Genomic DNA, 19583 nt, shown 5'->3' on the forward strand with positions numbered 1-19583 from the left:
AGGCGCAGGGCGGGCCACCGGCGTCGGCGGGGCCGATCTACCCGCGAGTTCGTTTGATTCTTCAACACATCGCGCGATTCATTGACGCGGACCGTTCACCTCTTTATGGTCGCCTGACCTTCCCCGGCGACCCCGCAACGGAGCACAATGAGGTCCCTCCCCCGCACGGCCCGGTTCATCGCACCCCTCCTCGTGGGTGTGCTGGCCGCGACCGTTCCCCCCACCGCGGCGGCCGGCATCGCGTCCCCCGGAACCGAGAAGCCCGCGACGTCCACGCCCTCCCCCCAGGACGACTGGACGCTGACGTCGACGCGCATCGACGCCAAGGACACCTATCACGCCTTCGTCGGCAACGGCTATCTCGGCCAGCGCGTCGCGCCCAACGGAGCCGGGTACGCCGACTTTGCAGCCAAGACCGGCTGGCCGCTGTTCAGCCGCCGCTACGACGGCTCCTTCGTCTCCGGTCTCTACGCGCACAACAAGGACACCACCGAGAACCGCCAGGTCGCGGCGGCCCTGCCCACCTGGAGCCCGCTGACGGTGTCCACCGGCGGATCCGCCTCCGAGACGTTCACCTCCTCGACGCCGGCCGCCCGCGTCTCCCACTACCGCCAGAGCCTTGACCTGCGCCGCGGCCTGGTGCGGACCGAGCTCACCTGGACGGCCGCCGACGGCCGGGCCACCGACCTGGTCTACGACGTCCTCGCCGACCGCGCCGACCCCCACGTCGGCGCCGTACGCCTGCGCATGACCCCGCACTGGAACGGCCGGGCCAAGGTCACCGACCGCATCGACGGACGCGGGGCCCGGCGCATGACCGCCACCGGAAGCGGCCCCCGCTCCGGAGAGCGGACCATGGCCGTGGGATTTCGCACGCACGGCACCAAGACCGCGGGCACGGTCGCCTCGACCCTCCGCGCGGACGACGGGGTCCCTACAGGAAATGAACAAACCTCCGCTCCCGCACGTAAGTTGAGCGCGCATCAGTCGGTCGCCGTGCCCGTCCGGTCCGGCCGGACCTACGAACTCACCAAGTTCGTCGGCGTCGACACCGCCCTGACCTCCCGCTCCCCCGGGCACGACGCCGTGGCGGCCTCACGCCGCGCCGCCGAGCGCGGCTGGGACGCGCTGTTCGCCGGCCACACCGCCGCCTGGCGCGAGCTGTGGCGCGGCGACATCGAGGTGCGCGGCCACGGCGAACTCCAGGACTGGGTACGCTCCGCCCAGTACGGCCTGCTGTCCAGCACCCGGCCAGGCTCGGCCGACAGCATCTCCCCCACCGGTCTGAGCAGCGACAACTACGCGGGCCTCGTCTTCTGGGACGCAGAGACCTGGATGTACCCGGCGCTGCTCGCCGCCCACCCCGACCTCGCCAAGTCCGTGGTGGACTACCGCTACCGCACCCGCGGCGCGGCCCGCGCCAACGCGAAGAAGCTGGGCCACCCCGGCCTGTTCTACCCCTGGACCAGCGCGAGCAAGGGCGATCTCACCTCCGAGTGCCACAGCGTGGACCCGCCGCACTGCCGCACCCAGAACCACCTCCAGAGCGACGTCGCCCTGGCCGCCTGGCAGTACTACCTCGCGACCAAGGACACCCGGTGGCTGCGCGACCGCGGCTGGCCGGTCCTCAAGGGCATCGCCGATTTCTGGGCCGACCGCGCCACGCGCAACACCGACGGCAGCTACTCCATCAAGGACGTCGCCGGCCCCGACGAGTACAGCAACGGCGTCGACGACGGCGTCTTCACCAACGCGGGCGCGGCCACCACCCTGCGCACCGCCGCCCGCGCCGCGCGGCTCCTGGGCGAGGACGCCCCGGCGAAGTGGCACACCGTCGCCGACAAGCTGCGCATCCCCTACGACCAGAAGCAGCAGGTCTTCCGGCAGTACGACGGCTACAAGGGCTCAGTGATCAAGCAGGCGGACACCGTGCTCCTGATGTATCCGCTGGAGTGGCCGATGTCGAAGAAGGCCGCCACGAACACCCTGGACTACTACGCGGCCCGCACCGACCCCGACGGACCCGCCATGACCGACTCGGTGCACGCGGTCGACGCCGCCGCCATCGGCGAACCCGGCTGCTCCGCGTACACCTATCTGACGCGCTCCATCCGGCCCTTCGTACGCGGCCCGTTCGACCTGTTCTCGGAGGCGCGCGGCGACAAGGCGGGGGCATCCGACCCGCTGTCGGGTTCGCCCGCGCAGAACTTCACCACCGGCCAGGGCGGCTTCCTCCAGGTCTTCACCAACGGCCTGACCGGACAGCGGATGCGCGAGAACGGCGTGCACCTGGACCCGATGCTGCCGCCGCAGCTGTCGCAGGGCGTCAAGCTCAACGGTCTGCGCTGGCAGGGCCGGACCTACGACATCGCCATCGGCGCACACGACACCACCGTGCGCCTCACCCACGGCGAGCCCTTCGAGATCGAGACGCCGCAGGGCAAGCAGATCGTCGGCCAGGGCGCCCCCGCACACGTCAAGACCCGACGCCCGGACCTGGAGCCCACCGGCAACCTCGCCAGGTGCCGCGACGCGAAGGCGAATTCGGAACAGCCGGGTCAGTACGCGGACGCCGCGCTCGACGGCAGCACCGCCACCGCCTGGGTCCCCGACACCGCCCGCGCCACCCTCACGGCCGACCTCGGCAAGGTCGCACGCGTCGCGCGGATCACCCCGCACTGGACCGACGTGAAGCCGGCCAAGAGCACGGTGCGGACCTCGCGCGACGGCAAGCACTGGAAGACCGCAGGCCCCGGCGCCGACACGGCCCGCTATGTCCGCGTGACGTTCACCTCCAAGGACGCGAAGAAGCCCGCCGGGATCCGGGAGCTGACCGTCAACCGGTAGAGCACGCGGGGAGCGGCGGTGGAAGCACGGGAAAAGGAGGGCTTCCACCGCCGCTCCCGTTGGTAGCGTGCCGGGCGTGGCAGACGAGGCGTACGAGAATCCCCGACTCGCGGTGCTCTACGATCCGCTCGACCCCGATCGCGGCGACCTGGACGTCTACGCCGCTGTGGCAACGGAACTGAAGGCACGTCAGGTGCTCGACGTGGGCTGCGGCACCGGTACGTTCGCGCTGCTCCTCGCGGCGCGCGGGCTGGACGTGACCGGCGTCGACCCGGCCGGGGCCTCCCTCGACGTGGCACGCTCCAAACCCGGCAGCGAGCGCGTGCGGTGGATCCACGGCGACGCGACGGCGCTCCCCCCGATGCGGGCGGACGTCGCGTTCATGACCGCGAACGTGGCCCAGGCGATCGTGGAGCCGGGCGGGTGGGAGGCCACCTTGCGCGGCGTCCACGCGGCACTGCGGCCCGGCGGGCGCCTCGTCTTCGAGACGCGCGACCCGGCCCGGCGGGCGTGGGAGGACTGGACCCGCGCCGCGACCCGCAAGACGGTCGCCGTGGCGGAGTTCGGTGACGTGGAGACCTGGTTGGACGTCACCGACGTCTCCCTGCCGCTGGTGACCTTCCGCCGCACCGTCGTGCTCACCGCGACGGGCGAGACGCTGGTCTCCGACTCGACCCTGCGCTTCCGCGGCCGCGAGGAGGTGACCGCCTCGCTCACCGCGCACGGCTACGTGGTGGACGAGATCCGCGACGCCCCCGACCGCCCGGGGCGCGAGTTCGTCTTCTTCGCCCGGCGCATGGAGCCCCCGAGCGCTTCGGTCCCGGAGTAACCGGCTCGGACAGCGTGACGGCTTCCCTGCCGGGCGGTCGGCGGGGCCGGGTCGGTCACTCCCCGTGGTACGGGAGCGTGGTGCCCGGCAGTTCGTACTCGTCGCGACGCCCGCACATGCCGTAGCCGCCGAGGCGCGAAGGCCGGGTGTCGTACGAGCCGGCTCCCGCGAGGTAGTGGGGGCTGCCGGACTCCAGTGCGTCCAGCTGGGCGCCGGTGCGCTCGGCGGTGGCCAGGGCCCCGGCCCGCCACAGCTCGCGCCAGGTGGGGACCTTGTCCCGCACCAGCCGGGCCGCCGCCTGCTGGAACTCCAGGTAGGGGCCGTTGTCCCCGGCCCTGAGCGCATCACGCAGCGGGAGATATCCCTCGACGGCCAGGTCACGGCGTTTGCGGGCGGCGGCTTCGGCCTCCGGGCCGGTCTTGGCGGGGAGCCTGGCCGCGGCGGCGTACCGCTCGGGGTCGGCCAGCACGTCCGGCGGGAAGGTGAAGACGGCGTCGCCCGCCTCGGGCAGTCCGCTGTTCTGCATCAGGACCGTGATCCGCAGGTCACCGCCCTGCACCATTCGGTGCACGGTGCCGGGCGTGAACCACGCGACCGCGCCCGCTGCCAGGGGCACCTCGCGGTAACCGCCCGGGCCGAGCGTCTGGACGGCACCGCTGCCGCCGGTGACGACGTACGCTTCCGTGCACACCAGGTGCAGATGGGGGCTGCCGCCGCACACCCCGTCGGCCGCCTCCCACTCGTACGCCGTCAGGTGCGAGAGGCCGATGGCCCCGGGCAGCGGGTGCGGCAGGCTCACCATGTCAGTCCCTTCAGATGCGTGGTGACGCGGTCGTGGTCCCGGGCCCCGTCGGCGACGACGCGGTGGCGGTAGTGGTGGCGGTAGGCGAAGGACGTGCCGGGCGGCGAGCTTAGAAAGCGCTTGCGCCGCGCCGCTGCCGACCCTAGGCACCCCACGAATGTCAGGACAAGACCCCGGAGCCGAAAGATGACCGTCTCACCGGCGGACGCCCGCCCCGGGAGCGGCAACGCCCACGGCTGTCGCGCCACGTTCGCCGCCTCACCATGACGCGGCCGCCGCTGCGCCGCGACGCACCGCGCACCGCATGGCCGCCGTTGGGAGAACCCAGGCCGCGGACCACTCCTGAAGTTCCGGACGCTTCTACTCCGCGGCTCTCCGCTGCGCCAGCACCGGGATCGCCGCGATCTTCTCTGGCGTGAGGTCGCCCCACACCAGGCCGGCCGGCCGTCGGCGGTTGGGGCAGAAGATCACCCTGTCCGGCGTGACGATGTAGTCCACCGAGAAGTCGTGCTCCGTCTCGGGGAATGTTCGGTCACGTAGCGACGCCACTGCACGCAGGCGCGCAAGCCCACAGTTCGATGTCTTCGGGTTCCCTGCCGCTGAACCGGGTGGTCACTTTGCCGATGGGTCGGTCTGCGTACAACCGGGCCCCGCACAGGGCACACGCCCAACCCCGCAGCTGGTCACCGTTCAACGTGCGCCAGTCGACGAGCGCGAGCGACGGGGTACTCACCGGGGCCACCTGCTTTCTGCATTGACCCTGGCCACCTTCACCTGCAATTCCTCGTGTCGGTCGGCCCTCCGCACGCTGCCTTGCTCGGCTTCCCACTCCTTGCCTCCACCTGGCGGACGCAGGTACACGCGCGACGGGCCCTTCTCCATCACCACGCCAACGCGTCCGGTGGCGGTGTCGACGGCCACGGCCCCGACGTCCGGCACGGCCTCGCTGTCCATCTGCACTCCCGGCGTTGTCGACGGCACCTGGCGTACCGCCGATGGGGCTTGCCCGGGGAAGACGCTAGAGGGACCTCAAGATCACGCTCTATGTACTTGCAGCAGCTTGCACAGCGATTGTTGGCCCAGTTCGGAACCTTGACGTCTCGTCCGTGAGGCAAGACGGTAATGCAAGTCAAGGCAAGTATTCGGGCGCGGGAGGCTGGCATGGCCGTACAGTTCATCGGCATCGACCCCGATACCGATCGCGATCACTGCCCCACTGTGTGGGTGGACCCCGAGGCCGGCGAACTCCTGGTCCAGGGTTGGAAGCCCGAGGCCCGGACGCAGGCCGCGTGCGAGGCAACCAGTCCGGGAATCGGACCGGTTCCTGACAGCGAAGCGATCATCCGCGTCCCGGCCCGCCTGGTGCCCTCGATCAGGAAGGCGTGCGATGCCCTTGAGCGTCCCGAGCTTCGGTGAGCTGCTGGCCAACTGCCAGCGGTCAGCCGTGCACTTGGAGATGCGCGACAGCTATGCGACGAACGAGCGGTTCGAAGCGTGGCGGCGGGGCGTGCGGATCAATTGGGACGATCGCGCGTCCTGGTGGCATCCCTACGACCAGTTGATCGCGGACACGGTTGCGCGGGGTGTGGCGATCCGGCGCGCTCGGATCGTGTCCGAGCCGGTGAGTGAGTACATCAGGTGGGAGCACTACGTCACCCGCGCGAACACGACCGCGGGCGAGCAAGTCCGCTGGCTGCCGCGGCGCATGGCGTCAGGTCTAGCCCTGCCCGGCAACGACTTCTGGGCCTTCGACGGCGCACTCCTACGTATCCATCACTTCTCGGGGGACGGGGCCGTCGTCGAGGACGAGATCACGGACGATCCTGCCACGGTGAGACTGTGCGTCTCGGCGTTCGAGGCGGTGTGGGGGCGCGCCATCCCACACGATGACTACCACATCTGATCACAGGAGGACCGGACAGCCAGCCCATGCCCACACATCCCTCAGCCCGCGTACAACAAGCGCGAGAGGCGCTCGCCGCGCGGCTGCGCGAGTTGCGCCTGGATGCCGGGATCACCGCGCGTGAGCTGGCCACCCGGTGCCAGTGGAGCGAGTCCAAGTCGTCGCGCATCGAGCACGCCAAGACCCCTCCCTCGGACGCCGACATCGGCGCCTGGTGCCGCGCGTGCGAAGCCGAGGGCCAGACCGCCGACCTGATCGCGGCCAACCGCCACGCGGACGCCATGTACGTGGAGTGGCGACGCCTGCAACGCAGCGGACTTCGCCAGCTACAAGAATCAGGCGCGGCCCTGTACCAACGCACCCAACTCTTCCGGGTCTACTGCTCCAACGTGATGCCCGGATTCCTGCAAGGTCCCGGCTACGCGACGGCGTTACTGTCGTCCATCGCGGCGTTCCGTGGCACCCCCGACGACGTCAGCGAGGCCGTTGCGGCACGCATGGAACGCTCCCGCGTCGTACACGAGGGCAACCACCGATTCGCCGTCCTGGTAGAGGAAGCCGTGCTGCGCTACCGGATCGGCGACACCGCCACCATGGCCGCCCAACTCGGCTCGCTACTCTCCGCCATAGCCTTGCCGTCGGTGTCCCTCGGCGTGATCCCGTTCAACGCACCCCGCTCCATGTGGCCCCTGGAGACCTTCACGATCTTCGATGGCCGCCGGGTCCACGCGGACTCGCTCAGCGCGGCCGTCACACTCACCCAGCCCACCGAAGTGGCGTTGTACACCCGAGCATTTGAAGAGCTGGCACACCTGGCTGTCCACGGATCAGAAGCAAGAGCATTGATCACGGCGGCGCTCAGAGCACTGGACGGCTGACACGGCCGACGCCTCGTCAGTCCGGAGGCTGCAGCATGACGTGCCGGGCCTGAACGATGAAGGCCGTCTGGGCATCGACGAACGACTCAAACGCAAGATCAATTTCTTCCTGCTCCTGGGATCTGCTGAGGAACAGGTGCGCCACACGTACAGCCGAGCCCAGCAGTCCCGATGCCGGATCAATGATCTCTGCGGGACCGCAGAGTTGAATGCGAGCAAGCAAGGACTCACCGCGCGTTCGGATTGTCTGTAGCTGCGAGTCCAGGCCTGCGTACTGCTCGGGCGCGACTTCCGCCGGCGCCTCAGTGGGTACGTGGTCCATGGGCTCAAGCAGCTCCATGAACGACAGGTACGCTTCCCGACGCTCCGTTCTGAGTTGACGTGCGTGCTCGATTCGTCCCTGATCTGGGGCCTGCCGCCGAGTACCGACATAAGTCAGCCAGGAGGCCCCCACGGTTCCTACCACTCCGATGCCCGCCCCGCAGAGCGCCGCTACCGCCTGGTCCATCGTCCGATCTTCCACCATCGAACGATCCAGCGCTGGACGGTGGGGTTCGACGTCGCTGCGGCCGGCATCCGATGGCCGGATCGTCCGGGGCGACCCATATGGGCCGCCCCGGACAACGCGATCAGAGAACCGCGGTCAGGAAAGCGCGATCAGGGAACTCAGACCAGGTCGAACCGGTCCAGGTTCATGACCTTTGTCCAGGCCGCGACGAAGTCCTTCACGAACTTCTCCTTGGCGTCGTCGCTCGCGTACACCTCGGCCAGTGCGCGCAGCTCGGAGTTCGAGCCGAAGACCAGGTCGGCGCGGGTGCCGGTCCACTTGACCTCGCCCGTGGCGGCGTCGCGCCCCTCGAACGTGTCCTGTGCCTCGGACGTCGACTTCCACTGCGTGCCCAGGTCCAGCAGGTTGACGAAGAAGTCGTTGGTCAGCGTGCCGGGCGCGGTGGTGAAGACACCGTGCTTGGCACCCTGGTGGTTGGCGCCCAGGACGCGCAGGCCACCGACCAGGACCGTCATCTCCGGGGCGCTCAGGGTCAGCAGGTTCGCCTTGTCGATCAGCAGGTACTCCGCCGGCAGGCGGTTGCCCTTGCCGACGTAGTTGCGGAACCCGTCGGCGGCGGGCTCGATCGCGGCGAACGACTCCACGTCGGTCTGCTCCTGCGAGGCGTCCACGCGGCCCGGCGCGAAGGGCACCTCGACCTGGACGCCGGCGTCCTTGGCCGCCTGCTCGACGGCCGCGCTGCCGGCGAGCACGATCAGGTCGGCCAGGGAGACCTGCTTGCCGCCCGCGGAGTTGAAGGACTCCTGGATGCCCTCCAGCGTGCGCAACACCTGCTCGAGCTGGTCCGGGTTGTTGACCTCCCAGCTGCGCTGCGGCTCCAGGCGGATGCGGGCGCCGTTGGCGCCGCCGCGCTTGTCGCTGCCGCGGAAGGAGGAGGCCGCGGCCCAGGCGGCGGAGACGAGCTGCGAGACGGTCAGGTCGGAGCCGAGGATCCGCTCCTTGAGGCCGGCGATGTCCGCGGCGTCGATGACCTCACCCGTGCGCTGCGGCAGCGGGTCCTGCCACAGCAGCTCCTCCGAGGGGACCTCCGGGCCGAGGTAGCGGACGACCGGGCCCATGTCGCGGTGCGTCAGCTTGTACCAGGCGCGGGCGAAGGCGTCCGCGAACTCCTGCGGGTTCTCGTAGAAGCGCCGGGAGATCGGCTCGTAGATCGGGTCGAAGCGCAGCGACAGGTCCGTGGTCAGCATCGTCGGACGGTGCTTCTTCGACGCGTCGAAGGCGTCGGGGATGATCTCCGGCGCGTCCTTGGCCACCCACTGGTGGGCGCCCGCCGGGCTCTTGCCGAGCTCGTAGTCGTACTCGAAGAGGTTCTTGAAGAAGTGGTTGCTCCACCGGGTCGGCGTCTCGGTCCAGGTGACCTCGAGGCCGGACGTGATGGCGTCCTTGCCGACACCCGTGTTGTACGTGCTCTTCCAGCCCAGGCCCTGCTGCTCCATGGGCGCGGCCTCGGGGTCGTCGCCGACGTTGTCCGCCGGGCCGGCACCGTGGGTCTTGCCGAAGGTGTGGCCGCCCGCGATCAGCGCGACGGTCTCCTCGTCGTTCATCGCCATGCGGCGGAACGTCTCGCGGATGTCGCGGGCCGCGGCGATCGGGTCCGGGTTGCCGTTGGGGCCCTCGGGGTTGACGTAGATGAGGCCCATCTGGACCGCGCCGAGGGGGTTCTCCAGCTCACGGTCGCCGGTGTAGCGCTCGTCGTCGAGCCAGTTGGTCTCGGGACCCCAGTACACGTCCTCGTCGGGCTCCCAGACGTCCGCGCGACCGCCGCCGAAGCCGAAGGTCTCAAAGCCCATCGTCTCCAGGGCCACGTTGCCGGTGAGCACGAGCAGGTCGGCCCAGGAGAGGCTCTGGCCGTACTTCTTCTTGACCGGCCACAGCAGACGGCGGGCCTTGTCCAGGCTCACGTTGTCGGGCCAGCTGTTGAGGGGCGCGAAGCGCTGCTGGCCGGCCCCCGCGCCGCCGCGGCCGTCGCTGATCCGGTAGGTGCCCGCGCTGTGCCAGGCCATGCGGATCATCAGCGGGCCGTAGTTGCCGAAGTCGGCCGGCCACCAGTCCTGCGAGGTGGTGAGGATCTCGGCGATGTCCCGCTTCACGGCGGGCAGGTCCAGGGAGTTGAACGCCTCGGCGTAGTCGAACTCCTCGCCCAGGGGGTTGGCCACGGCGGGGTTCTTGGCCAGAATCTTCAGATTGAGCCGCTCCGGCCACCACTGGCGGTTTCCCCCGCCCTGGGTCGGGTGCGGCGCGCGACCGTGCGCGACCGGGCAGCCGCCAGTCTCTTCCGGCTTCGGGTCTGTGACGATCGCGTCATGGTTCTCAGTCATGGGAATCCTTCCGGACGGGGCGGATCACGGTGCTCAGGAACTGCGAACGGCGAAACGGTCGGGGGCGCCCAGGGGCGGCGCGGGCCTCGGCGGCCGGGAAGCCGGTGCCGAGGCGGTCGCCGTCCGAGGACCGGTGCGCGCGTGAGCGGTGCGCTCGCGGCCGAGGTGGGCAGGCTTCTCCGGCGCGGCCGGGTCCCGGATCGGCTCCCGGCACAAGACGCCCGCGCACGGGACGTCCGCCTGCTCGCCGGACTGGTTCTCCGCGAACGGGGTACCGGATGCCGGGGCTACGGACCCGACTGCTGAAGTCACCTGCTGTTCCCTGCTGTTGCCCTGTCCCTTGGCCGTCGGCCGGAACTGATCCTACGATGGACCAAGTCCAAGTCAATACGACAGACGGGTCCGTACGAATTCAGTCGTCAGACCACGCACAGTTAGGCTGGTACGCATGAGCGATCTTCTGGGGCGGCTCCGCGGACGTGGGTGGCGGATGACCGCTCAACGCCGGGTGGTCGCCGAGGTACTCGACGGCGAACACGTCCACCTGACCGCGGACGAGGTGCTCGCGCGCGCCACCGTACGGCTGCCGGAGATCTCTCGCGCCACCGTCTACAACACCCTCGGTGAGCTGGTCTCCCTCGGCGAGGTCATCGAGGTGTCCACCGGACGGGCGAAGCGGTACGACCCGAACGCCCATCACCCCCACCAGCATTTGGTGTGCTCGGGCTGCGGCGCCATACGCGACGTCCATCCCCACGGTGATCCCCTGGCCACGCTGCCGGACTCCGAGCGTTTCGGCTTCACGGTGTCCGAGGCCGAGGTGACGTACCGGGGGGTGTGCCCCGACTGCGCGCGGGGGTGAGGCAGGGCTCCGGGGAGGGCTCAGGGGAGGACTCCGGCGAGGGCTCGGTCGCCGGGGATCGGCACGGTGCGGCGGGCGGGCCCGGAGGGTCATGAGGGCAGACCCGCTCCGCGGGGTACCCCGTACCCCTGCGGACAGCACGTCACGACTACGCCCGAGGTTGCGCCCGGGCCCCGCCACAGGAGGCTGCGCCATGACCGTTCCCGGCTCCCCCGTCCCCCGGTTCCACCTGGCCGTGCCGGTCGACGACCTCGCCGCGGCCCGCCTGTTCTACGGCGAGGTGCTCGGCCTGGAGGAGGGCCGCAGTGCGGAGACCTGGGTGGACTGGAACCTGCACGGCCACCAGTTCGTCACCCACCTCTCGCCGAAGCCCGCCCCGCACATCCACAACCCCGTGGACGGCCACGAGGTGCCGGTGCCGCACTTCGGACTGCTCCTGCCGGTGCCCGAGTTCCAGAAACTCGCGGACCGACTGCGTACGGCGGGCCTGGAGTTCGTCATCGACCCGTACGTCCGCTTCGAGGGCGAGAAGGGCGAGCAGTGGACGATGTTCCTCCTCGACCCGGCCGGGAACGCCCTGGAGTTCAAGGCGTTCGCCGACGACTCCCAGGTCTTCGCCGCCTGACCCGGCCTGACGGGGTCTGACCGGGTCTGACCAGGCCGCGCGGGGCGCGCAGGGCGCGGGCGGCCCGGCAGAGGAACGCCGGCTCCGTCACACCCCCGAGGTGACGGAACCGGCGGGCTCAGTGGCTACGGCGCCATCTCGTACTCCCCGGCCAGCGCCTCGACGCGCTCCCACACCCGTGCCGAGCGCGCCTCGTCGACGACCGGGCGGCGCACCGCGCCCAGGGCCCAGTTCTGCTGCTGCTCGGTGGCGGAGTCCTTGCCGTGCAGCTCGACGGCGTGCGCGGAGAAGTCGCGTACGAGAACGGCGAACAGCTCGTCGAGCACGTCGGCGTCGAGGCCGGTCAGGCGGGCCTGCTCCAGGATCAGCTGGCCGTGCACGACCAGGGCGAAGAGCTGGCCGACGGCGAGCAGGAGATCGAGGTCGCGGCTCTGCTCCTCGTCGGGGGCGGCGGTGGCGACGAACGCGCAGAGGGCGTCGGCCTGCTCGCGGAAGCGGGCGACGTTGGACACCTCGGCGTACGCGTCGTAGGCGGTGCGCCAGTCGTGGAAGCGGATGGCGCCCAGACCGCGGGCCGGGCCCTGGCGGAAGAGGAAGTCGTCGTCGGCCGCGTCGACGCGGGTCGGGACGGGCTCGTACGCGGCCGGGTTCAGGAGGTGGTTGCCCATGAACTTGAGGATCAGCGCGAGGTTGACGTGGACGGTGCCCTCCAGCTTGGGCAGGCCGCGGATCTCGACGGCCGCCTGAGCGAAGTAGTTGTCCTTCTCGAAGCCCTTGGCCGCGATGACGTCCCACATCAGGTCGATGACCTTCTCGCCCTCCGTGGTCACCTTCATCTTCGTCATGGGGTTGAAGAGGAGGTAGCGGCGGTCGTCGGGGCCCGCGGAGCGGAAGTAGTCGACGGCACGGTCGCTGAACAGCTTCATGCCGACCAGGCGGACGTATGCGTCGGTCAGCTCGCGGCGCACGTGCGGGAAGGCGGTGACGGGGCGGCCGTAGAGGATGCGGCCCGTGGCGTGGGTGACGGCCTCGTACATCGCGTGCTCGCAGATGCCGATCGAGGCGGTGCACAGGTTGAACTTGCCGACGTTGACGGTGTTGAGCGCGGCGTCGAAGGCGGCGCGGCCGGTGTGCAGGATGTCGTCGGGGCCGACCGGGTAGTTCTCGAGGCGGAACTCGCTGACGTACTTGGAGGAGTCGACGACGTTCTTGACGAGGTGGTACGCCTCGTGGCGGCTGTCGGCGGCGAAGAAGACGTAGCCCTCGGGGCCCTCGACGTCGGTGCGGCGGCCGAAGACGGAGACGAGGCCGGCCTTGTTGCCGTTGCCGATGTAGTACTTGGAGCCGCTGGCGCGGAAGCCGCCGTCACCGGCCGGCTCCAGGAGCATGTCGGTGCTGTAGATGTCGGCGCCGTGGGTCTTCTCGGACAGGCCGAAGGCGAACACCTCGCCCTGGTCGAGGAGTTCGGCCGCGCGCTTGCGGGCGGCGGCGTTGTCGCTCTGCCAGACCGGGCCGAGGCCGAGGATGGTGACCTGCCACGCGTACCAGTAGTCGAGCCCGTAGAAGCCGAAGATCTCGTTGAGGGCGGCGATCCGGGCGGTGTCCCAGCGTGCGTCCTGCTTGCCTTCGGCGGCGGAGGCCGGGGTGAGGAAGGTCGCGAACAGCCCCTCCTTGGCGGAGAACTCCAGGAAGTCCGCGAGCCAGGCGCGGTCGCGGTAGTCCTCGATCAGCCGGCGCTTGCCGCGGGCCTCGAACCAGTCGACGGTCGCGCGCAGCAGCCTGCGGGTCTCGGGGTCGAACTGCTGGGGGTCGTAGGTACGCGGGTTGAACAGCAGCGGGTCGGCCATGGATGTTCGCCTTTCCGGTTCGGGAGGGTTTCAGAAGGTTTTGGGAGTATTCGGGTGGCTTCGAGAGTCTTCGTGCGATGAAGGGTGGCGGGAGCGGAGGCCGCAGTGATGCCGGTAGCCGCCGACTCAGCCCTGGGGAGCGAGCCGGCGCAGGGTGGCGAGCACGTCGTCGAGCCAGGCGAGCGTCATCCGTTCGTACGCGATGCCTCCGCGCAGCACGACGTGCTGGAGTTCCTGCCCGGCGTCGGGCACGGCGGGCGCCTCGGGTCCGGTGAAGTCGCGCGCCTCGCCCGCGCGATAGCGGGTGAGGCGGTCGGCGTGCGCCTGGCGGTGGCGCTCCACCTCGCGGATCAGTGCGCCCGGATCGTCGAAGGCGGCGCCGCGGATCTTCACGGCGAGTTCGTGGCGCACGCTTTCGGGTTCGATCGGCTCGTGCAGCCACCGGGAGAGCGCGGTCCGCCCGAGGGCGGCGACGGAGTACTCCTTCTTGTCCGGCCGCGCCTGCTGCGGCACCTCGCGGACGTCGATCAGGCCGTCGCTCTCCATGCGCTTGAGCACGCGGTAGATCTGCTGGTGGGTGGCGGTCCAGAAGTAGCCGATGGACCGCTCGAACCGCCGGGCCAGCTCATAGCCGGAGCCCGGCTGCTCAAGCAGCGAGACGAGGATCGCGTGCTCTAGCGCCATGCCCCGATCCTGCTATGCAACTCGTTGCATAAACAAGGGCCGCCACCCGGGTGAGACACGGCTCACCCAGGTGATCATGTGGCGCCGCTCCCGCTCCCGCTCGCCGGCCCGTCCGGCACCGACTCCAGGAACGCGGCCGCCGCCGGCGAGTTCCGCGTCCGCCGCCACACCAGCCGCTCCTCGCGCACCGGCCCGCCCTTCACCGGCACCACCGTCAGCCGGGGAAGGCGCGGCACGAGGCGCGACGGCAGCAGCGCGATGCCCAGACCGCCGCGCACCAGGTCGGCGAAGAAGTCGAGCCCTTTGGCCTCGAACGCCACGTCCCGCCGCAGCCCCGCGGCCTGGAACGCCTCGTCGGTCTGCGCCCGCGCCGCGATGCCCGCGGGGAAGTCGACGAACACCTCGTCCGCGAACCGCTCCAGCGGCAGCGGCTCGCCGGACCCCTCCTTCGCCAGCCGATGGCCGGGGGCGACCACCGCCACATGGCGGTCGACCACGAGCGTGCGACTGTCCAGAGCGGGATCGTCCGTACGGAAGGAGGGCGGCACCCCCAGAAAGGCCAGATCGAGGGCCCCGTCACGCACCCCGCGCACCAAGACCTCGCTCATGCCGTCGACCAGTCGCATCGTGACCTGCGGATACGAGGCGTGGTAGGCCCGCATCAACCCCGGCACGTCGACCGCCGTCACCGTCGAGATCGCCCCGATGGCCAGACGCCCCCGGATCTCCCCGGTCACCGCCGCCACCTCGGCGCGCGCCCGCTCCGAGGCCTCCAACGCCTGCCGCGCCGCGGGCAGGAACGCCTCGCCCGCGGCGGTGAGGGCGACTCGTCGGCTCGTCCGCTCGAACAGCCGCGCACCGAGCTCCTTCTCCAACTTGCCGATCTGATGGCTGAGCGCCGACTGCACCACCAGACAGCGCTCGGCGGCCCGGGTGAACCCGCCCGTCTCGGCGACGGCGACGACATAGCGCAGCTGCTGCAACTCCATGCGATCCATCGTGCAGTGCGATCGTTCGCATGACAAGGATGTGTTGGACTCATCAATGGAGCCGGCCGCAGGCTGACTGCCATGACACAGACGGGACTTCACCACCCTCGCGCCGTGGATCCGGAGACGAACGGCACCCCGGGCCGAGCTCTTCTGCTCCTCATGGCCGTCGCCACCGGCCTGTCGGTGGCGGGCAACTACATCGCCCAACCGCTGCTCGACCTCATCTCCCGCGACCTCCACCTCGGCAGCGCCCTGGCCGGCCTGGTCGTCACCGCCTCGCAGGCGGGGTACGCGCTCGGGCTCCTCCTGCTCGCCCCGCTCGGTGACGTCATCGACCGCCGCCGCCTCGCGGTCACCCTGTTCCTGGCCACCGCCCTGTTCCTGGGCGTCTCAGCTCTCGCCCCCAGCGGGCCGGTCCTCCTCGCGGGCGCCGTCCTCGCGGCCCTCACCTCCGTCGGCGCGCAGGTCGTCGTCGCCCATGCCGCCGCGCTCGCCACCGCGGCGACCCGAGGCCGTGCCGTCGCCACCGTCATGTCGGGGGTCCTGCTCGGGGGCCTGCTGGCCCGCACCTTGGCGGGCGGCCTGTCCGAACTGGGCGGCTGGCGCACCGCGTACTGGGTGCTCGCCGTCCTCATGGCGGGCGCCGCCGTCGTCCTGCACCGACGGCTGCCGCACCTCGCCGTCTCCGCCGATCTGCGGTACCCGGCCCTGCTTCGCTCCACGCTCTTTCTGCTGCGGCAGGAAGGCGTGCTGCGCCGTCGGGCCCTGCTGGGGGCGCTGTCCTTCGCGTCGTACAGCGTCCAGCTCACGGCGCTGACGTTCCTGCTGGCCGGCGCCCCGTTCCACTGGTCCGCCCCCGCGATCGGCCTGTTCGGTCTGGTCGGCGCCGTGGGCATCCTGTCGATGTCGTCGGCGGCGCGCCTCAGCGACAACGGCCGCGCCCAGCAGGTCACCGGCGGCGCCACCGCGCTGCTGCTCACCGGCTGGCTGATCCTGCTGGCGGGAGAGCGGTCCCTGGTCTGGCTCGCGGGCGGTGTCGTCGCCCTGAACATCGGCCAGCAGGCGGTCCTCAACAGCAGCCAGACCCTCCTCTTCGCGCTCGACGCCGAGGCCCGCAACCGCATCAACTCCGCGTTCGCCACGAGCCTCTTCGTCGGCGGCGCACTCGGCTCCGCGCTCGCCTCCGCCGTATGGCCTGCTAGGGGCTGGCCCGGCATCTGCGCCTTGGGCGCGGCACTGGCCACCGGAGCGGTCGCCGTCGGGGTCTGGGACCGCACCCGCCCCACCCCTTGAACCGCTGCCCCACCCATGCCCCACCTGCTCACCCACCTCCCGGCCCGTCCACCGGCCACTCACCTGAGGAGCACCCCCATGAACATCACCGTCTTCGGAGCCGCGGGCAGCACCGGCCGCCGTGTCGTCGCCGAGGCCGTGGCCCGCGGCCACCAGGTCACCGCGGCCGTCCGGAACCCGGCTCGCGCGACCGGGCTCTCCCCCGCCGCGCATGTCCGCACCGGCGACGCCGCCGACCCGGACACCGTCGCGGCACTCGCAGTGGGTCAGGACGTGGTGATCTCCGCGACCCGCCCCGCTCCCGGTCGCGAGTCCGAACTGGCCGCCGTCGCACGGTCGTTGCTCACCGGACTGCACACCACCGGTGTACGGCTCCTGCTCGTCGGTGGTGCCGCCGCGCTCTCCGTACCCGGCACCGGCGGCACCATGGTGGTCGACGCCCCCGATTTCCCGCCGTCCCTGCGCCCCATCGCACTGGCCTGCAACGAACAGCTCGCCGTCTGCCGCGCCACCGTCCACGACGTCGACTGGGCCTACCTCAGCCCGCCCCTCCTCCTCGAACCGGGCGAGCGGACCGGCCGCTTCCGTCTTGGCGCCGACGAGCTGATCGTCGACGCCCACGGCGTCTCCGCGCTCTCGATGGAGGACCTGGCCGTAGCCCTGCTCGACGAGGCCGAACACCCCAAGCACCATCGCACCCGGTTCACGGCGGCGTACTGAACCTGATCTTTCCGGGTTTCCCGTGCTGGTCGGGCGCCATTTCCAGGCGTCGGGTGGGCAGCTTCCCCGCGCTCGGCGCCGCAGAACGCGACGGCGGCTTCCGTAGCGTGACACTCATGGTGAGGAACACGCCCAACGCCGCCGACCAGCACTTGATCCGCATCGCGGCCGACGCGGGTCTGGAGCTGAGTGCCGCTCGGCTGGAGCGGTGGCGGGCCGCCGGGCTCATCCCCCGGCCCGGGCCCGACACCTTGGTCCGGATCGGCGGCGCCCGGGTCTATCCCCTGGAGACCGCCGCCCTCGCCCTGGGCCTCCTGGAGTGTGCCCGGCGCTGTCGCACGGTCGACGATCTCGTGCTCCTGGCGTTCTTCAACGACGTCCCCGTGCCGGCCGCTCCCGTACGGGTCGCTCTCGCCAAGACGTACTTCGGCACGTACGTCCAACGGCGGGAGCAGGAGCAGGAGGTCCTGGACAGCGTGCCGGCGGAACACCGCGAGGCCGACCCGCCCGAGTACAACTGGGCCGAGGCGGCGGCGGAGCTGGACATGACCCGGCACCCGGAGGCCGTACGGCAGATGAGGGCGAACCTGAAGCGCCGCCGCGACCTCGCCACGGCCACCCGCGCGGAGCTCGACGAACGGGTTCGCGCCGTGCTGATCTGGCTCAACGCTCCTTCACTGCCCACTCACGACGCCGTCTACATGGCCGACCTGCGCAGCGCGATGGCCTTCGACGCTCCTCCCGAACGCTCCCGCGCCGCCTGGCTGTTGGCTGCCCTGTGCCATGGCGAGCAGCGGGCCGAACGCCGCGAAACATGCGGGCGGGAGCGGCTCGCCACCCTGATGTCCGTCACGGACGACGATCTGAGGAGCCTGTGCGAGCAAGTGCGCGAATCGCTCGACGCCATGTGGTTCATGGCGACCGAAGGACGGCACCGCCACTACGACATCGGATCGGCCGCGACGGCCCGCCAGGCGGGAGGCATGCTCGTGGAGTGGGTCAGCGCCCGCGAGGTGCATCCGCCGGGCTCCCGGCCCGCTCAGGTCCTGGTGGACAGCCTGCGCGGCCTGTGGCTCCTCACCGCCGAGACACGTGGCGAGGGCCGGTCCGCGTTCCGGAGAAGGACACGCGGACCAGGCCCTTGAGTTCCACCGGGGTGCCACCGCGGCTCCGCCGTCCGGCCGCGAGACCCCCGCCCGCCTCAGCGCACCGCCCTCCTGACCAGGTCCGCGATCCTTGCCTCGCCCTCGGGGGTCAGTTCCGTCAGGGCGTAGGAGGCCGGCCACATGGCGCCCTCGTCGAGGTTCGCCTTGTCGCTGAAGCCGAACGTCGCGTACCTCGCGCTGAACTTCTGGGCGCTTTGGAAGAAGCAGACGACCTTGCCGTCCTTGGCGTAGGAGGGCATCCCGTACCAGAGCTTCGGCGCGAGTTCCGGGACGCTCTCCTTGATCACGGCGTGGATCCGCTCGGCCATGACCCGGTCCGACTCCCGCATCTCTGCGATCTTCGCGACCACGGCGGCCTCCTCCTCCGCCGCCTTGTCGGCGCGCGATCCGCGGCGCGCGGACGTCTTGAGCTCCTGGGCACGCGCCTTCATCGCGCCGCGCTCCTCGTCGGTGAAACCGTCGTACGTGGCGGGGGACTTGGCTGCGGACGTGGCGGCGGACTCGGCGCGCTTCTGGGTGGTCGTCATGGCGGGTTTCCTTACGTGAGGGGTGTGGACGTGAGGGGCGGTGTGGCTCGGGAGGGGAAGCGTCGGGCCCGGGTGGAGCCGCCGCGGCGGCTCCACCCGACGGGGTGGGTCAGCCCCACGCACCGGCGATCTGGCGGGTGGTGGCGTTGAGCCGGTTGAACAGGTTGGTGACGCCGATCATGAGGACGATCGAGGCCAGCTGCTTCTCGTCGAAGTGGGTGGCGGCGGCGTCCCACACCTCGTCGTTCACCGCGTCGGCACGGTCGGCCAGCCGCGTCGCGGCCTCGGCGAGCTCCAGCGCCGCCCGCTCCGGCTCGGTGAAGTAGGGGGCCTCGCGCCAGGCGGCGACCGTGGCCAGGCGCTCGTCGCTCACGCCCGCCTTGCGGGACGACTTCGCGCCGCCGTCGACGCACGCGCTGCAGCCGTTGATCTGGCTGACCCGCAGGTGCACCAGCTCCAGGGTCTGCCCCTCCACCCCGCCGGAGTGGACGGCCTTGATGAGACTCTGGATGGCCGGCATGGCGTCGGACAGGACGACGGCGGGGTTCTGCATACGGGACTGCATCTCGGTGTGCTCCTTCTTCCGGTGCTGCCGGTACTTCCGGCTCTCGCGGGTCGTGCAGGTCGTGCGGGGCTTGCGGGTCGTGCGGGGCTTGCGGGTCTGTTGGCTCTTGCGGGCCGCCCCTGTTCCCTCGGGGCGTGACTCCATCTCAGCCCGGTCC

General features: G+C 70.8%; 20 protein-coding genes. 10 read left to right on the top strand and 10 right to left on the bottom strand.

What is annotated here, in order from left to right:
- The first annotated feature begins 147 nt into the window (after nt 1-147).
- Both QBL25_RS03990 and QBL25_RS03995 read left to right on the top strand, forming a co-directional pair.
- The gene (locus tag QBL25_RS03990; protein ID WP_409055565.1) at nt 148-2847 is read left to right on the top strand and encodes a discoidin domain-containing protein; all 2700 of its coding nucleotides are present in this window, start codon (nt 148-150) and stop codon (nt 2845-2847) included.
- A gap of 76 nt (nt 2848-2923) precedes the next feature.
- Entirely contained in the window at nt 2924-3676 is a 753-nt protein-coding gene (locus QBL25_RS03995) for a class I SAM-dependent methyltransferase (protein WP_409055566.1), read from the top strand.
- Nucleotides 3677-3731: 55 nt separating this feature from the next.
- Here the strand turns inward: QBL25_RS03995 and QBL25_RS04000 are convergent, their stop codons facing one another.
- The 3 genes from QBL25_RS04000 to QBL25_RS04010 all read right to left on the bottom strand — a co-directional run bounded on the left by QBL25_RS04000 (nt 3732) and on the right by QBL25_RS04010 (nt 5432).
- Nucleotides 3732-4478, bottom strand: a complete 747-nt coding sequence (locus QBL25_RS04000; RefSeq protein WP_409055567.1) for a cupin — start codon at nt 4476-4478, stop codon at nt 3732-3734.
- 360 nt (nt 4479-4838) lie between these two features.
- The gene (locus QBL25_RS04005) at nt 4839-4976 is read right to left on the bottom strand and encodes a hypothetical protein (protein ID WP_409055568.1); all 138 of its coding nucleotides are present in this window, start codon (nt 4974-4976) and stop codon (nt 4839-4841) included.
- 231 nt (nt 4977-5207) lie between these two features.
- Nucleotides 5208-5432, bottom strand: coding sequence for a hypothetical protein (locus QBL25_RS04010; protein WP_409055569.1), 225 nt, complete (start codon nt 5430-5432; stop codon nt 5208-5210).
- 207 nt (nt 5433-5639) lie between these two features.
- On the opposite strand from QBL25_RS04010, the gene QBL25_RS04015 reads away from it, so the two are divergent.
- From QBL25_RS04015 to QBL25_RS04025, 3 genes are read left to right on the top strand one after another with little or no spacing between them, the layout of a single operon-like run.
- Complete coding sequence (locus QBL25_RS04015; RefSeq protein ID WP_409055570.1) at nt 5640-5894, top strand: hypothetical protein; 255 nt, start codon at nt 5640-5642, stop codon at nt 5892-5894.
- On the top strand, nt 5866-6381 hold the full coding sequence (locus QBL25_RS04020) for a DUF6879 family protein (RefSeq protein ID WP_409055571.1): 516 nt from the start codon (nt 5866-5868) through the stop codon (nt 6379-6381). Before QBL25_RS04015 ends, QBL25_RS04020 begins: the two co-directional genes overlap by 29 nt.
- A 26-nt stretch (nt 6382-6407) precedes the next feature.
- On the top strand, nt 6408-7259 hold the full coding sequence (locus QBL25_RS04025) for a helix-turn-helix domain-containing protein (RefSeq protein ID WP_409055572.1): 852 nt from the start codon (nt 6408-6410) through the stop codon (nt 7257-7259).
- 16 nt (nt 7260-7275) lie between these two features.
- Here the strand turns inward: QBL25_RS04025 and QBL25_RS04030 are convergent, their stop codons facing one another.
- Both QBL25_RS04030 and katG read right to left on the bottom strand, forming a co-directional pair.
- Nucleotides 7276-7767, bottom strand: coding sequence for a hypothetical protein (locus tag QBL25_RS04030; RefSeq protein ID WP_409055573.1), 492 nt, complete (start codon nt 7765-7767; stop codon nt 7276-7278).
- Nucleotides 7768-7925: 158 nt separating this feature from the next.
- Nucleotides 7926-10145 carry a catalase/peroxidase HPI gene (gene katG, locus QBL25_RS04035; RefSeq protein WP_409055574.1) on the bottom strand — a complete coding sequence of 740 codons (2220 nt, stop codon included), beginning with the start codon at nt 10143-10145 and terminating at the stop codon, nt 7926-7928.
- Nucleotides 10146-10593: 448 nt separating this feature from the next.
- On the opposite strand from katG, the gene QBL25_RS04040 reads away from it, so the two are divergent.
- Both QBL25_RS04040 and QBL25_RS04045 read left to right on the top strand, forming a co-directional pair.
- Nucleotides 10594-11007 carry a Fur family transcriptional regulator gene (locus QBL25_RS04040; protein ID WP_409055575.1) on the top strand — a complete coding sequence of 138 codons (414 nt, stop codon included), beginning with the start codon at nt 10594-10596 and terminating at the stop codon, nt 11005-11007.
- Between the two features lie 193 nt (nt 11008-11200).
- Nucleotides 11201-11632, top strand: a complete 432-nt coding sequence (locus QBL25_RS04045; protein ID WP_409055576.1) for a VOC family protein — start codon at nt 11201-11203, stop codon at nt 11630-11632.
- Between the two features lie 125 nt (nt 11633-11757).
- Here the strand turns inward: QBL25_RS04045 and QBL25_RS04050 are convergent, their stop codons facing one another.
- From QBL25_RS04050 to QBL25_RS04060, 3 genes are all read right to left on the bottom strand, one after another.
- Nucleotides 11758-13479 (bottom strand): acyl-CoA dehydrogenase family protein, encoded by a 1722-nt coding sequence (locus tag QBL25_RS04050; RefSeq protein ID WP_409055577.1) that lies wholly within the window; start codon nt 13477-13479, stop codon nt 11758-11760.
- A gap of 126 nt (nt 13480-13605) precedes the next feature.
- A complete protein-coding gene (locus tag QBL25_RS04055) occupies nt 13606-14163 on the bottom strand; it encodes a PadR family transcriptional regulator (protein WP_409055578.1) in 558 nt (185 codons plus the stop codon).
- A 74-nt stretch (nt 14164-14237) separates the two neighbouring features.
- The gene (locus QBL25_RS04060; protein WP_409055579.1) at nt 14238-15152 is read right to left on the bottom strand and encodes a LysR family transcriptional regulator; all 915 of its coding nucleotides are present in this window, start codon (nt 15150-15152) and stop codon (nt 14238-14240) included.
- Between the two features lie 114 nt (nt 15153-15266).
- On the opposite strand from QBL25_RS04060, the gene QBL25_RS04065 reads away from it, so the two are divergent.
- From QBL25_RS04065 to QBL25_RS04075, 3 genes are all read left to right on the top strand, one after another.
- A complete protein-coding gene (locus QBL25_RS04065; RefSeq protein WP_409055580.1) occupies nt 15267-16448 on the top strand; it encodes an MFS transporter in 1182 nt (393 codons plus the stop codon).
- A gap of 78 nt (nt 16449-16526) precedes the next feature.
- Nucleotides 16527-17168: an NAD(P)-dependent oxidoreductase gene (locus tag QBL25_RS04070; RefSeq protein ID WP_409055581.1), complete on the top strand. Its 642-nt coding sequence runs from the start codon at nt 16527-16529 to the stop codon at nt 17166-17168.
- Nucleotides 17169-17284: 116 nt separating this feature from the next.
- The gene (locus QBL25_RS04075) at nt 17285-18313 is read left to right on the top strand and encodes a hypothetical protein (protein WP_409055582.1); all 1029 of its coding nucleotides are present in this window, start codon (nt 17285-17287) and stop codon (nt 18311-18313) included.
- Between the two features lie 56 nt (nt 18314-18369).
- Here QBL25_RS04075 and QBL25_RS04080 read toward each other — a convergent pair whose 3' ends face one another.
- Both QBL25_RS04080 and QBL25_RS04085 read right to left on the bottom strand, forming a co-directional pair.
- Nucleotides 18370-18861: an iron chaperone gene (locus tag QBL25_RS04080; protein WP_409055583.1), complete on the bottom strand. Its 492-nt coding sequence runs from the start codon at nt 18859-18861 to the stop codon at nt 18370-18372.
- 109 nt (nt 18862-18970) lie between these two features.
- Nucleotides 18971-19426, bottom strand: a complete 456-nt coding sequence (locus tag QBL25_RS04085) for a carboxymuconolactone decarboxylase family protein (RefSeq protein ID WP_409062543.1) — start codon at nt 19424-19426, stop codon at nt 18971-18973.
- Nucleotides 19427-19583 lie beyond the last annotated feature (157 nt).

The sequence above is a fragment of the Streptomyces sp. SYP-A7185 genome, from assembly GCF_046103685.1.
In the GTDB taxonomy this organism is placed as follows: domain Bacteria; phylum Actinomycetota; class Actinomycetes; order Streptomycetales; family Streptomycetaceae; genus Streptomyces.